The sequence below is a fragment of the Corynebacterium sp. HMSC05D08 genome, from assembly GCF_001807215.1.
GTDB lineage: Bacteria > Actinomycetota > Actinomycetes > Mycobacteriales > Mycobacteriaceae > Corynebacterium > Corynebacterium striatum.
On the sequence record NZ_KV788355.1, the window covers coordinates 57,596 to 71,269 of the forward strand.

Annotated in this window: 13 protein-coding genes; 9 read left to right on the forward strand and 4 right to left on the reverse strand. The window is 59.3% G+C overall.

Annotation, left to right across the window (positions count from 1 at the left end; all coding sequences use genetic code 11):
• Nucleotides 1-67 precede the first annotated feature (67 nt).
• Entirely contained in the window at nucleotides 68-1,435 is a 1,368-nt protein-coding gene (locus HMPREF3148_RS11135; protein ID WP_049063007.1) for a phosphomannomutase/phosphoglucomutase, read from the forward strand.
• Between the two features lie 316 nt (nucleotides 1,436-1,751).
• Here the strand turns inward: HMPREF3148_RS11135 and HMPREF3148_RS11140 are convergent, their stop codons facing one another.
• Nucleotides 1,752-3,101, reverse strand: a complete 1,350-nt coding sequence (locus HMPREF3148_RS11140) for an FAD-dependent oxidoreductase (protein ID WP_049063004.1) — start codon at nucleotides 3,099-3,101, stop codon at nucleotides 1,752-1,754.
• 307 nt (nucleotides 3,102-3,408) lie between these two features.
• Here HMPREF3148_RS11140 and HMPREF3148_RS11145 point away from each other — a divergent pair, with 307 nt between their 5' ends.
• From HMPREF3148_RS11145 to HMPREF3148_RS11160, 4 genes are read left to right on the forward strand one after another with little or no spacing between them, the layout of a single operon-like run.
• Nucleotides 3,409-5,085, forward strand: coding sequence for a nitrite/sulfite reductase (locus tag HMPREF3148_RS11145; protein WP_049063003.1), 1,677 nt, complete (start codon nucleotides 3,409-3,411; stop codon nucleotides 5,083-5,085).
• Entirely contained in the window at nucleotides 5,082-5,336 is a 255-nt protein-coding gene (locus HMPREF3148_RS11150; RefSeq protein WP_046645119.1) for a hypothetical protein, read from the forward strand. Before HMPREF3148_RS11145 ends, HMPREF3148_RS11150 begins: the two co-directional genes overlap by 4 nt.
• Nucleotides 5,337-5,338: 2 nt before the next feature.
• Nucleotides 5,339-6,058, forward strand: coding sequence for a sirohydrochlorin chelatase (locus HMPREF3148_RS11155; RefSeq protein WP_049063001.1), 720 nt, complete (start codon nucleotides 5,339-5,341; stop codon nucleotides 6,056-6,058).
• Between the two features lie 3 nt (nucleotides 6,059-6,061).
• Nucleotides 6,062-7,102 carry a sulfite exporter TauE/SafE family protein gene (locus tag HMPREF3148_RS11160; protein ID WP_070509140.1) on the forward strand — a complete coding sequence of 347 codons (1,041 nt, stop codon included), beginning with the start codon at nucleotides 6,062-6,064 and terminating at the stop codon, nucleotides 7,100-7,102.
• Nucleotides 7,103-7,121: 19 nt separating this feature from the next.
• On the opposite strand, the gene cobA is transcribed toward HMPREF3148_RS11160, so the two are convergent.
• Complete coding sequence (gene cobA / locus HMPREF3148_RS11165) at nucleotides 7,122-7,880, reverse strand: uroporphyrinogen-III C-methyltransferase (protein WP_053093403.1); 759 nt, start codon at nucleotides 7,878-7,880, stop codon at nucleotides 7,122-7,124.
• A 135-nt stretch (nucleotides 7,881-8,015) separates the two neighbouring features.
• Here cobA and HMPREF3148_RS11170 point away from each other — a divergent pair, with 135 nt between their 5' ends.
• Together HMPREF3148_RS11170 and manA are read left to right on the forward strand one after the other, a co-directional pair.
• Nucleotides 8,016-9,053, forward strand: a complete 1,038-nt coding sequence (locus HMPREF3148_RS11170; protein ID WP_049146886.1) for a MurR/RpiR family transcriptional regulator — start codon at nucleotides 8,016-8,018, stop codon at nucleotides 9,051-9,053.
• Between the two features lie 15 nt (nucleotides 9,054-9,068).
• Nucleotides 9,069-10,307, forward strand: a complete 1,239-nt coding sequence (gene manA / locus HMPREF3148_RS11175; RefSeq protein ID WP_005528160.1) for a mannose-6-phosphate isomerase, class I — start codon at nucleotides 9,069-9,071, stop codon at nucleotides 10,305-10,307.
• Between the two features lie 10 nt (nucleotides 10,308-10,317).
• Here the strand turns inward: manA and HMPREF3148_RS11180 are convergent, their stop codons facing one another.
• Nucleotides 10,318-11,274 (reverse strand): ornithine cyclodeaminase family protein, encoded by a 957-nt coding sequence (locus HMPREF3148_RS11180; RefSeq protein WP_070509141.1) that lies wholly within the window; start codon nucleotides 11,272-11,274, stop codon nucleotides 10,318-10,320.
• 89 nt (nucleotides 11,275-11,363) lie between these two features.
• Entirely contained in the window at nucleotides 11,364-12,140 is a 777-nt protein-coding gene (locus tag HMPREF3148_RS11185; RefSeq protein ID WP_070509143.1) for a hypothetical protein, read from the reverse strand.
• Nucleotides 12,141-12,660: 520 nt separating this feature from the next.
• On the opposite strand from HMPREF3148_RS11185, the gene HMPREF3148_RS11190 reads away from it, so the two are divergent.
• A complete protein-coding gene (locus HMPREF3148_RS11190; protein WP_049062996.1) occupies nucleotides 12,661-13,014 on the forward strand; it encodes a DUF4259 domain-containing protein in 354 nt (117 codons plus the stop codon).
• A 42-nt stretch (nucleotides 13,015-13,056) separates the two neighbouring features.
• Complete coding sequence (locus HMPREF3148_RS11195) at nucleotides 13,057-13,671, forward strand: dTMP kinase (protein ID WP_049062994.1); 615 nt, start codon at nucleotides 13,057-13,059, stop codon at nucleotides 13,669-13,671.
• Nucleotides 13,672-13,674 lie beyond the last annotated feature (3 nt).

The window sequence follows — 13,674 nt, forward strand, 5'->3', positions numbered from 1 at the left end:
GATTAAAAATCCTGTTCCTAGGCCGCTGTCCGTTCTTGCATATGCAAAAGGGGTAGTATTGCAGGTTATGCGTACTCGTGAACAGCTAGATGCCGTTATTAAGGCCTATGACGTCCGTGGCGTCGTGGGCGAAGATATTGATGAGAACTTCGTTCGTGACACCGGTGCTGCCTATGCCGCTATTTTGCGCGGTGAAGGGGAGACCAAGGTGGCGGTGGGGCACGACATGCGTCCTTCTTCACCGGCGTTGTCTGACGCTTTTGCGCAGGGCGTGGCTTCTCAGGGCTTGGATGTCATCAAGTTGAACCTGACTTCGACTGATGAATTGTATTTTGCGGCTGGTTCTTTGGATTGTGCGGGTGCGATGTTTACTGCCTCGCATAATCCGGCGAAGTACAACGGCATCAAGCTGTGCCGTGCGGGTGCTGTGCCGGTGGGGCAGGAGACTGGCCTGGAGGCTATCAAGGGCATGCTGATTGAGGGCGTGCCGGCCTTTGACGGCGAGCCTGGCTCTGTCAGCGAGCGCGAGGTGCTCCCGGACTATGCGGACTTCCTGCGTTCTTTGGTGCCGCTGGAGTCTTCACGTCCATTGGTTGTGGCGGTAGACGCTGCTAACGGCATGGGTGGCCATACGGTTCCGGCTGTGTTTGAGGGCCTGCCGTTTGATGTCCGTGATTTGTACTTCGAGCTGGATGGCACGTTCCCGAACCACGAGGCTAATCCGCTGGATCCGAAGAACCTCGTAGATCTGCAGAAGTTTGTCACTGAGCAGAAGGCTGATATTGGCCTTGCCTTCGATGGTGATGCGGACCGTTGCTTTGTGGTCGATGAGAATGGTGATGCTGTTTCGCCGTCAGCTATTTGTGCGTTGGTGGCGCAGCGTTACTTGCAGAAGTTCCCAGGTTCGACGATCATCCATAACCTGATCACGTCGAAGACGGTGCCGGAGCTGATTGCCGAAAATGGTGGCAGGGCTGTGCGTACCCGGGTGGGCCACTCGTTCATTAAGGCGCAGATGGCCAAGGAGAAGGCTGCTTTTGGCGGCGAGCACTCCGCACACTACTACTTCCAGGAGTTCTGGAATGCGGACTCCGGCATGTTGGCTGCGATGCACGTGCTGGCTGCTTTGGGGGAGACCGATAAGCCGTTGAGCGAGCTGATGGCTCAGTATTCGCGTTATGAGGCTTCCGGTGAGATCAACTCCACCGTGGCGGACCAGAAGGCTGCAACCCAGGCTGTGCTGGATGGTTTGGCGGACAAGATTGAGTCTGTCGACGAGTTGGACGGCGTGACCGTTGAGTTGAAGGGCACGGATGCGTGGTTTAACGTGCGCGCTTCGAACACTGAGCCACTGCTGCGTCTCAACGTTGAGGCGAAGACTGTTGATGAGGTCCAGGCCATCGTCGATGAGGTGCTTGGAATCATCCGCGCTTAGGCGCTTTCCCCGTGCGGGCGCCTTCGTGGCGACCATTCTTCTGTTGTTCGTACCGTTTCCTGTAAATAGCACCCTAAAATTGTGTGTTTTGGCCCGCTATTTGCAGGAAAAAGGCTCCTGGATGCCGCCACGATTGCCGCACATCTCGGTCCATAGAGCTCGTACCTTTCCTTGTGAATAGTGAAGCCGAACAGCTCATCTTTGCCTGCTTAATTGCAAGAAACGGTACATTTGCAGCGGCTGAGCCGCGCCGCCCCGGCTGCGCCGCAAAACACAAAAAGCGTCAGCATTGTGCTGGCGCTTTTATTCGGGAAAATTAGCCGCGGGAGTGGGAAACCATGTCCTCCCACTCGACGTACTTCTTGCGCTCGCGGCCCTCGGCCTCGCCGAGTGCGCGCTCTGCCGCATCGAGGTTCTTCCAGCCATCCCAGGAGAGGAACTCCACGCCCGCAGCCTTCAGGGTCTCCGTGATGTCCTCTTCGGAAGCGTGGGAGAGCTTGCCTGCCTCGGCGTCGTCAAGCAGCATGCCGATGGTCTCGGAGGCATCGGACTTGGTGTTGCCGATGAGGCCCACCGGGCCGCGCTTGATCCAGCCAGTGGCGTAGAGGCCAGGGACGATGGTGCCGTCGAGCTCGGTGACGTGGCCGCCGTCGTTGTTGATGACGTTCTTCTCGGAGTTGAAAGGAACGGTGTCGATAGCGTCGGAGCGGTAGCCCACAGCGAGGTAGACCGCCTGAACCGGCCACTCGGTGAACTTGCCGGTCCCAGAGACGGAGCCGTCGCCGTTGAGGGCGGTGCGCTCGGTCTTGATGCCGGTGACCTTGCCATTCTCGCCGAGGATCTCAACCGGCTGCTCGAACAGGTGAATCTGCAGGGTGTGTGGTGCTTCCTTCGGTTCGCGGATGGCGTAGCCCTCCAGGGTCTGGCAAACCAGATCCTGGGACTTAGAGTTGGCGCGTGCCTCGAGGGAAGCCTCGTCGTAGTCGATGTCCTCCGGGTCCACGACCACGTTGATGGTCGGGGAGTGGTCGAGCTCCTTGAGCTCCAGCGGGGTGAACTTTGCCTGTGCCGGGCCGCGGCGGCCGAAGACGCGCACGGTGTGAGCCTTGTTCTTGGACAGGGACTCGTAGACGTTGTCTGGGATCTCGGTGACTTTGAGCTCATCGCCGGTCTTGGCCAAGATGCGGGCGACGTCAAGGCCCACGTTACCCACGCCCACGACGGCTACCTCTTCAGCGGAGAGATCCCAGTCGCGGTTGAAGCGCGGGTTGCCGTCGTAGAAGCCCACGAATTCGCCGGCGCCGTGGACGCCCTCGAGGTCTGCCCCCGGCACGTCGAGGACGCGGTCTCCTACGGCACCGGTGGCGAAGACTACGGCGTCGTAGTGCTCTTTGAGCTGCTCGACGGTGAGGTCGCGGCCGATGTGCACGTTGGAGATGAGGCGGATCTGCTCGGTCTCCAGGACGCGGTGCAGGGAGTTAACGATGCCCTTGATGCGTGGGTGATCTGGGGCTACGCCGTAGCGGATGAGGCCGAAGGGAGCTGGCATCTGCTCGATGAGGTCGATCTGGACGTTGCCACCGGTCTTCTTGACCAGGATGTCAGAGGCGTAGATACCTGCTGGGCCAGCGCCGATGACGGCTACCTTCAGTGGGGCTTGCGACATGTGAGTAGTGGGCCTTTCCTCAAATCAATAAACAGCTAAAGAATTCGGTTACTGGTCGTAATACTAGCTGTTCTAGTTCTTTTAATGAATATTAGACTGATCAGTCTGCTAAAAGCGTGTGAGCGTGGGGTTTATTGAACCGCTTTCTGGAACGCTGGGCAACTTGATTATTTAGATTCTTCCAGCGTGGCGACGTTGTCCCAGCTCACAATGTAAAGAGTGGTGAAATTAATCCGTACCGCTTTGTCTATGGTTCCTAGACCGGTAGGTTTTTGTCATCCACGACGAAAGGCAAGTGTTCATCCCCATGACTACCGCAACGAAACCACAACGCAAGGCTCGTCCGCGCAAGCCCGAGGGGCAATGGAAGATTGACGGCAAGGAGCCGCTCAACACCGACGAGGAGATCAAACAGGAAGACGGCGGCCTGTCCGCTCGCCAGCGCGTCATCGATATCTACTCCAAGCAGGGGTTTAAGTCGATTCCGCCAGAGGATCTTGCCCCACGCTTTAAGTGGCTCGGCCTCTACACCCAGCGCAACCAGAACCTGGGCGGCGAGCTGACTTCTAAGCTGAGCAACACAGAGCTGCAGGACGAGTACTTCATGATGCGCGTGCGTTTCGACGGTGGCCGCGTGGACCCGGCCAAGCTGCGCACCGTGGGCGAAATCTCCCGCGACTACGCTCGCTCCACCGCGGACTTTACGGACCGCCAGAACATCCAGTTGCACTGGATTCAGATCGAGGACGTTCCCACAATCTGGGAAAAACTGCGCGCCGTAGGGCTCGATACGCTGCTGGGCTGCGGCGACGTCCCACGCGTCATCCTCGGTTCGCCAGTCGCGGGCGTGGCAGAAGACGAGATCATCGATGCCACCCCGGCAATCGACGACATTGTGGAGAACTACCTGCCACGCGATGAATTCCACAACTTCCCGCGCAAGTTCAAGACCGCGATTTCCGGCAACCGCCGCCAGGACGTCACCCATGAGATTCAGGACATTGCCTTCGTCGGCGTCAACCACCCTGAATATGGTCCTGGCTTCGACTGCTTCGTTGGCGGCGGCTTGTCCACCAACCCGATGCTGTCCCAGTCCCTGGGCGCTTGGGTCCCGTTGGAGCGCGTTCCTGAGGTCTGGGCAGGCGTAGCCCGCATCTTCCGCGACTACGGCTACCGTCGCAACCGCAACCGCGCCCGCCTAAAGTTCCTGGTAGCTGAGTGGGGCATCGAGAAGTTCCGCGAGGTCCTAGAGACCGAGTACTTGGACGCACCGCTTCTCGACGGCGAGCCACTCGTTGTAGAGCCCGGTTCCCGCGATCACTTGGGCGTGCACAAGCAACAGGACGGCAACTACTACCTCGGTGTGAAACCCACCGTGGGCCATGCCACCGGCGAGCAGCTAATCGCCATTGCCGACGTCGCTGAGAAGTTCGGTATCACCCGCATCCGCACCACGCCGATGAAGGAGCTCCTCTTCCTCGATGTCAAGGAAGAGGACATCCCGGCGCTTTCCCGGGCACTCGACGAGACCGGCCTGTATTCCCAGCCTTCCGAGTTCCGCCGGGGCGTCATCTCCTGCACGGGCCTGGAGTTCTGCAAGCTCGCGCACGTGACCACCAAGGCCCGCGCCATCGAACTCGTGGACATCCTCGAGGACACGTTGGGTGACCTGGACGTTCCGATATCCATTGCGCTCAACGGCTGCCCGAACGCCTGCGCCCGCTCGCAGGTCTCCGACATCGGCCTGAAGGGCCAGATTGTCACCGACGCTGACGGCAACCGCGTCGAGGGCTTCCAGGTGCACCTGGGCGGTGCGCTGGGCCTGTCCCCGGATTGGGGCCGCAAGCTGCGTGGCCACAAGGTCATTGCGGACGAGGTGCCTGACTACGTCATCCGCTTGGTTAACAAGTACAAGGAGCAGCGCGCGGAAGGCGAGCAATTCCGCCACTGGGTTCTGCGCGCCGCTGAGGAGGATCTGCAGTGAATTTCCGACGCAAGCCCAATCCCAACCGCAACCACCCCATGTACTGCCCGTACTGCGGGGGCACCGGGCTCTTCCCGGATGAGGAAGGGGAGTTTGCCTGGAAATGCACTGAATGCCTGCGGATTTTCTCCGTGATGTTTCATGGTCAGGACGACGCTCCCGTCGCCCCGGCGAAGACTGTTTCTTCCAACGAGGCGTTGCAGCGATCGCTCCAGCGTCGCGGCCACGTCACTGCGATCCCCAAGGAATAACCATGACCTCCCTCATCACGTTGTCGCATGGTTCGCGTCACCCGAAGGCGGTAGCTGGCATCGAGGCGCTTACCCAACGCGCCGCCGCGCTTGCCGACGTCGCGCACTGGCAGTGTGCGCACCTCGAGTTCAACGAGTCTGACCTCGCCACGGCAGCGCAGCAGCTCGCAGCGCGCGGGGAAACCGAGGCCGTGGTGGTGCCGCTGCTTTTTACTGAGGGCTACCACCATCGCGTGGACGTGCCGGAGGCCATCGCTGCGGCAGAGGAAGCCTCCGGGCTGCGCCTGCTGCGCAGTGACTCGCTGGGCACTGGGGCCGACATGGCGCAGGTGCTGGCGCAGCGCGCAGGCTGCCAACCACAGTGCGCGCCGATGACCGATCATTTGGTCATCTACTCGGTGGGCTCATCGAATCTGCAAACCAACCAGGCCATTGCGCGCCTAGCGGTGCGGGTGTCTGACTTGACCGGCGTGAGTACCTCAGTGGCTTTTGCTACACGGGGCGGTAGGGAAGACGTCGCCAAGCAGGCGCGTATTTATAGCTCGGTGCGGGTGCTGCCGCTGTTCGTTACTGAAGGTCTACTTCTTGACCTGCTCGCGGAAGCCCCAGCGCATGTAGACTCCCCGCTAGGCGTTGACCTTGCGGGAATCGTCTCCCACCGCTTTGTTCATGCAGCGGGCCTGCCTTATCAGACTCGACAGCTTGTACAGATCGGACGATAAAAGATGCGATCCCTCATTCTTATCGCGCTAACCGGTGCGGCGGCGCAGCTTGTCGACGGCGGAATCGGCATGGGTTTCGGCGTAACCTCGACCACCATTTTGCTGCTGGCGGGCCTAGGTCCTGCGCAGGCCTCCGCGGTGGTGCACACCGCTGAGCTGGGAACCACGTTGGTCTCTGGCTTGAGCCACTGGCGTTTTGGAAATGTGCATTGGCCTACGGTGTTCAAACTGGGTGTGCCGGGCGCCATCGCCGCATTCATAGGGGCAACGGTGCTCTCCAACGTTTCGACGGAATCGGCTGCGCCCATCACGACACTCATCCTCGTGGCCATCGGCGCGAACCTGGTGTGGCGCTTTTCCCGCCCGCGTCCTAAGCGCTCGGCATATAAGCGTCAGCACTCCACGGGCTTCCTTGTCGGCCTCGGCTTGGTAGGTGGATTCGTGGATGCGACAGGTGGCGGCGGCTGGGGGCCGGTTTCTACGTCAACGATGATGGCCATTGGGCGGGAGCAGCCGCGGCGTATTGTGGGCACGGTAAATACCGCGGAGTTCCTTGTGACCTTTGGCGCTACCGCTGGCTTCATCGTGGGGCTGTGGCACGAAATTGTGGCGCACCTGGCTGCGGTCATCGCGCTGCTCATCGGTGGCGCCATCACCGCCCCGATTGCGGCTTGGCTCATCTCGCGCGTTAACCCTGTGGTTCTGGGCGGGTTCGTGGGCACCGCGATTGTTGACCTGAACGTGGGCAAGGTCATCGGTGGCGCGGAGACCTACTTCGGCTGGGAGGTCGCTAGCTGGGTGATTCCGGTGGTGCAGGTTGCCATCGCTGTGGTCGGAATTGCGACCACCACGCTGGGCGCGCGCCGCACCAGGGCCGCGCGGGCGGCAGAGCTTGAAGCTGAAAACGCTGAGCGTGATGCGCACGCAGCGTTCCATGCACCGCGTGGACACTCGGCTCGCTCTGGTCGGGGATTCAAAGTCATCGCTGAACAGGAGCCAGAGGCTGATCACTGCGCGAAGCGGGCGTCGGTGCGCGCCCAATAGGGGCCCAATAAGGGGGAAGCTAAGTCGTAAGCCCCGCAACGTCTCCGATGACAAAGACGGCCGGCGGGGCAATGGTCGCGGACTCTACCGTCTCGCCGAGGGACCCGAGGGTACAGCGGAAGGTGCGCTCACCTTCCATGGTTCCCTCTTGGATGAAGGCGACTGGGGTCTGCGGTGAGCGTCCACCATCTTGTACTGCCTGGGCAATGGCCCGGGCATTTTTTACGCCCATGATGATGCTGAGGGTGGCGCCAGACTGCGCAAGCGCGCCCCAGTCCAACAAGGACTTGGGGTGGCCAGGCGGGAGGTGCCCAGAGACAACGGTGAAAGCGTGGACGACGCCGCGGTGCGTGACAGGCACGCCGGCAAGGGCGGGCACGGATACGGCAGATGTAACGCCAGGGATCACTTCCACAGGCAGCGAGGCGGCAGCGAGCGCCTGAACTTCCTCGAAGCCACGGCCGAAGACATAGGGGTCACCGCCCTTGAGGCGGGCGACCTTGCGGCCCGCACGGGCGTGCTCGATGAGCAGTTCGTTGATCTTTTCCTGTGAAGTCTGGCGCTGGTAGGGCAGCTTGGAAACGTCGATGACCTCTTTTGCGTCGACATCGCACAGTTTGTGCAGATCCTGGGTGGGGCCGAGATGATCTGCCAAGATGACATCGGCGTTCTGCAAGGCGTACATGCCGCGGACCGTGATGAGGTCCCATGCGCCGGGGCCGCCGCCTACCAGGACCACCGGGTGAATCTGCGGGGTGTTCGCTGTGCTCATGGTCATTAATACTAATCGCTGCAGGTCCGGCGGCTGAGTCCGGGGCTGTTGGCTGGACTTTTTCTCCCAACTTCCTGTCTGAGTGGCGTGAAAGCCTCTTTTGCGCTATCGATGTCGGCGTCGCGGGCTATGCTCGGGGCCATGGATAGTGGCTATTTTGACGGCGCGGCCTATGACCCAGAGACCGTGCGCTTTTTCGACGTCGCGCACGAGGGCGGCCAGGTTCGTGTTTTGGCGGGTGAGATCCAACAGCTCGCACAGCACCTCGGCGGAACTCAGCCGCGCTCGCTGGTCATCCTTCCCACCGAACAGGTGGCACGCGCTGCGGCCTATACAGCTGCGGGTTTGGCGGAGCCTTCGCGCGTGCCAGTCGTTGTGGCTGAGTCCCTGCCGCAATTTGTAGGTGCGCTGGACGTTGTCGTCGTTATCGGTGAGCGCGGCGAGTGTGATTGGGCCTCGCGTGCTCTGATTGCTGCGGATAAGAGAGGAGCCGCTACGGTCTTGGTCGGCCCCGCGCGTGGTCCCTTGTTGGAGGATGCGCCTGCGGCTACCCTGGTCGCACCGACGCTACCTACGGCAGAGGGGGCGTCGCCTGCACGCAGCATTGCTGCCCTTCATGCCATTCAAGCGGTCCTCGAAGAAGAAGGTGAGCTTGTCGCACGGCGCCTCGAAGAGGTGGCTGACGCAATCGACCGTGAACTCGAAACGCTTAGCCCTGAGCACGATTCTGCTACCAATCCGGGGCGCGCACTCCGAGAATTCGTTGAAGGGGCGCGAGTCGTTCATAGCTGCGGCTCTGATCCATATGCTTTCTCCGAAGAACGAGTCCGGGTTGATTTGGGCTCCTTGGTTGCTCGGATGGCGGCAGCTATTTGGGCTGCCCATGGACTAGGGGGCACGTACGTCGATGCGCAAGAGCTGCCGATGGTGATTGAACGAAATCAGCATTCTGGTGCAAATGCGATTCGTGACATCTTCTATGACCCCGAACTCGACGGGGGAGAGGAAACGGGTCCTTTGGTACCCTTGAAAATTGTCTTATGGGGCAAGGAAGAGGCGAACCTTCCCCACTCCATTGCCCAAGCAAGCAATGATCCTGAACCCGCGCTGGGTGATCTCGCCCGTGCGCTTCAGCTCATTACGCGGAGCTATGCCGCGACCGCCTACGAGATTTCTTAAAAGAAGGAAACACTTATGCAGCTGCTCAACAGCGCAACTCGAAACTATTCTTGGGGCTCCCGCACCATGATTCCGGAGCTCAAAGGCGAACCAGCGGCAGAAGCGCCTATTGCTGAGTTATGGTTCGGCGCTCACCCGGGTGATCCTTCGACAGTAGATGGCCAGCGTCTTGATGAAGTAATCGCCGCAGCACCCCGCGAGCAGCTAGGTGCGCGTGTCGAACAGACTTATGGGCAACGCCTTCCGTTCTTGTTGAAGATCCTCGCCGCAGAGGAACCATTGTCATTGCAGGCTCACCCTTCTAAGGCTCAAGCAGAAGAAGGCTTTGCCCGCGAGAACGCTGCAGGAATCGCATTGAACGCTGCGAATCGCAACTACAAAGATGACAACCACAAGCCTGAACTCATCGTGGCCTTGACCGAGTTCTACGCTATGGCAGGCTTCCGCCCACTTGAGCGCACGCTGGAGCTGTTCAAAGCGCTGGACTGCAAGCAGCTCGACCATTACTTGAGCATGTTGCTGCCAGATCCGGCCGCCGAATCTGAGAACCTGCGTGCGCTGTTTACTACGTGGATTACTATCCCAACTGCAAAGCGCAAGGAACTCATCGCTGCCATCGTCGAAGCTGGCGAGGCTCTCATCGCCCGCACTGCTGAGGATGGCGCTGAGGCATGGATGGCACGCGATATGCGTACGGTGATCAACCTCAACGAGCAATACTCCGGCGATATCGGTGTGCTCGGCGCACTGCTGCTCAACCACATTGTTCTCGCGCCGGGGGAGGCACTGTACCTGAATGCGGGTTCGCTCCATGCTTACGTTTCGGGATTGGGCGTGGAAATCATGGCGAACTCTGACAACGTTCTGCGTGGTGGCCTCACCCCGAAGTTCGTGGATGTGCCAGAGCTCGTGAAGGTCTTGACCTACGAATCTGTTGCGGACCCACGCGTGCAGCAGGTGGACAAGGCTGGAGCCCCCAACGTTAAGGGAGCCGAAGCCTGGTCCTATCCGGTACCGATCGACGAGTTCGCTCTTGACCGTGTGGAGCTAGGGGCCAATGATGAAGTTGAACTCGAGTTTGACGGTCCTGCCATTGCACTGTGCACCGGCGGAAGCGTTGAGCTTGAAGACGCAGAAGGAAATACCCAAACTCTTACTCCTGGCGGTGCCGAGTGGCTCCCCGCTGTAGAGGGTGTCGTAAAGGCGCGCGCCGCCCAAAGCGGAGCCGGCCAGCTCTTCGTCGCTCGCGTCTAGGCGCGTGCGCTTAGCCCGCTGCGGCGAACTCGTCGGCAATGGCGCGGGCGACCACTAGGTCTTCCCATGCCATGCCAGTGAACTTGAACACGACTGGTCGCTCACGAGAGATTTCTGCTTCGCCGCGAATGACCTGCGCCATGGTCAAGACGGCGCCGCGGTCGATAAAGCCCTCGGCCTCTGCTTGAACGACATCGCCGCCTTCTGCAAAGGTGGTCTCGACGTCCTCGACGATAATCGTTGCCGACCCCATAAGCTCACCCGAAATCTCACGGGCTTGCGGCGTGTGGGAACCCAACGCGATTATTATCGCGTCCCCGCGCACGTCGCCCAGCCCAAAGAGCGGCTCGGGGGAGTTGGTCGCGGTGATAACAAGTTCTGCGGCGGCTAGTGCTGCGGCGGCTTCGGGGCTGCCAGCAGCTAGCCACGTTGCGGCGTGGGCAAGCTGGGCGGGACGGTTCCTGCTGACAAAGCTAAACTCAACGGGCCTTTCTCGCAATGTCTCAATAAGCGTTGCCGCATGGTGACGGCCCTGCGGGCCGGTGCCAAAGATGACTACCTTGAGTGGGGCATCGGCCGAAGTCGCATTACTTCCGGGGCCTTCTAATAGATTGAGAACCGTAGCTACAGAAACAGCCGGCGTGCGGAGATTTGTAATGGCCTCACCCTCTAAGAGGTGGGAGGGGGAGAGGGTCTTGGGATCGAAGAGGACATATGTGCCTTGAATGCTCGGTAGCTCGGGGCGGTATCCGGGATCCGAAAGGGATAACAGCTTGATTCCGAATCCCAATTCCGGTGCAGTCGCGGGCATAATAAGGAAGTTACCGTGCTCAACTGGGATTGAGCTGCGTTGTGGATCGTTTCCTAGTTGCAAACCAGACTGCAGCGTTGAGCGCAACGCGTGCACAGCTTTGGCAGGGGGAAAGCGGCTTTGAATTTCTTCGGCGGTCAGTACGGTGAGAGGCATGCGAGTTCTCATTTTGAAAGGCAGGTTTAAGAAGCGGACTGCGCGGGTGCTTCTACGTTCGCAGGCTGCTCGGCAAGTTCATTGGGTTCCTACTCAGAGCCCTCCGCCGGTGAGTAATCGGTAGGTTCTTTCGGGGCATTGGGGTTAACCGGTTCCACGCTGGGTTGTGGCGCGTCAACGGTTCTGCCGTTTGCGTCAGTAGTAGGTGCTGGCTCAGATTCAGGAGCCGCTGTTCCATTCTGTTTGGTGGGATCATCCGCGGGCTCTGAAGGCTCAATAGGCTTGACGGCGGGCGGCTCAGAGTTGCTACCCCTCTTGCGCTTGTTCTCGTTGGGCACCGTGCGATTCGGTGAGGTTTCGGTAGGGGTTGCTGTATGGGGAGGAGCCGGGCTCGGTACAGCAGATTGCGTTGGCGATTCGGGTGCAGTAGCTGCGGATTCAGATGAACTGCTGGTTCCGAGCTGTGCGTTATTGGAAGGTTCTTGTCCCGTGCCGTAGTGGCTGTTGCCGCCATATTGCTGCGCGGTGGCGCGGCTTTGCGAAGAGAGATTTTCTGGGCGATAAACCGCCGTAGGGCCGAAATTAGCACCGGTGCCAGTGATGGCGTTGGGAGCTAGATATGGGTCATTCTGAAGAGCAACAGAGCTCTTCTTGGGAGCGCGCTTGGATGTGTGGCTGCTCGTTGTGGTCTGCGTAGTCTCCGCTTGGGTTGATTCGGTGTGGCCCACTGGGGTCATTGATTCGCTTTGGTTCTTTGCCATGGATGGTCCAGGCGCGGAGATTTTCCACACGCCAAGGCCGACGAAGACAGCAGAAAGGAGGCCGATGGCGATAAAGACATACACGCGGCGTGCATCGGTCTTCATGATGGCTTCCTTTCTTAAGATAAGAGGGCATTAATTTTTTGGTGTCGCTACGACACAACAACAAAGCAGCTGTTTAGACAACTTGGCGTCTTGGTTATTTAAAAATAGCACTCATGCAGCGGAAATGCTGTAAGGGTGCAGGGTGTGTAACAACTCGGTAACGACACTATCATGTAATCCTCGATAAGGGAATGCCTAGATGCAGCTGTGGCCAGTCCGAAGGCGGAAGATTGTGCCAGTTTAAGCCGTAGCATCGGGCACCTATGCTAGGCGGATGCAGCGAGAAGCAGATTTGTCGGCACTGACCTGTATGTTATGTGCCAGTGTGGCCTTTGCCCTATAAATTGACAGAGGAAATGCACTGACAAACCGAGAAGTAACGGCTAGATATAGAAGTAAACACCGCCAGAAGTTGCTCCACATTCTTAATTTCTGCGGTGGACACTCCACTTTTGATTACTCGGGATTGCTAGATTTCGGAATCGTTGATTGTCTAGCGGCTCTAAGAAAGGGAAATGCAATGAGCACTTGGGACGAGAACATCTTCTCAGACGACGTAAACGTAGATTTTCTGGATGAACTTGCGAACTTGGATGACGAAGACATTGTGGAGGCAGTCTCTGATGCCTGTGCACTGGCAACGTCCGGTGATGCGATCTCTGCAGATGAGGAACGGAACGCACAGGCGGCGGCGACAATCGCCGCTATCTGGGCCGGAGCGCCTTTCAGTGCGGGCGAGGTAGTTTCTTCCTACCCATTTATCCGCGGATTGGCCGGCTCCGGGGACGAGGCCCTAAATGAGCATGCCTTGGAGATTCTCGAGGCAGTCGAAGAAGACTATGACCTAGAGGCGTTCATCGAAGCGCTGTCTTAAGTCACCGGACGCATCGCCAAGCAGCGAAGGGCTAAACCAGAAATGTTAATCAGCATCGAGGGAATCGATGGAGCAGGCAAGAACACGCTAGTGCAGCGCATTAAGAAAGAACTTTCCGTTGAGGTTAACGTTCTTGGCTTCCCCCGTTATGAAGAGTCGGTTCATGCGCAGCTTGCGCAGGATGCTCTCTACGGCAGGATGGGCGATCTGACTGACTCTGCTTTTGCGATGGCAACCCTATTCGCCCTCGATCGCTTGGGTGCAAAGGAACGCCTGCTTGCAGCCCAGGAGAGCAAAGACTTGCTCATTCTTGACCGCTATGTGGCGTCGAATGCTGCGTACTCGGCTGCGCGTCTAGGCACCGACGAGGTCATTGATTGGGTCTTTGATCTGGAGTTTGGTCGCTTCGGCTTGCCAAAGCCGCAGCTGCAAATTTTCCTTGACACCGACGTCGAGCTTGCCGCCGCACGAGCGACTTCCCGTGCCGAGGAGGACTCGACCCGCGCCCGTGATCGATACGAAAAGGACAGTACTCTGCAGGCGAACACTGCGGCGGCGTATCGTCGATTAGCAGAGCGTAAGTGGGGCGGACAGTGGATCGCCACCGCTGATACCGATATGATTGTGCAATCTGTGAAGAAACTCGTGGAGGAGTAGGAA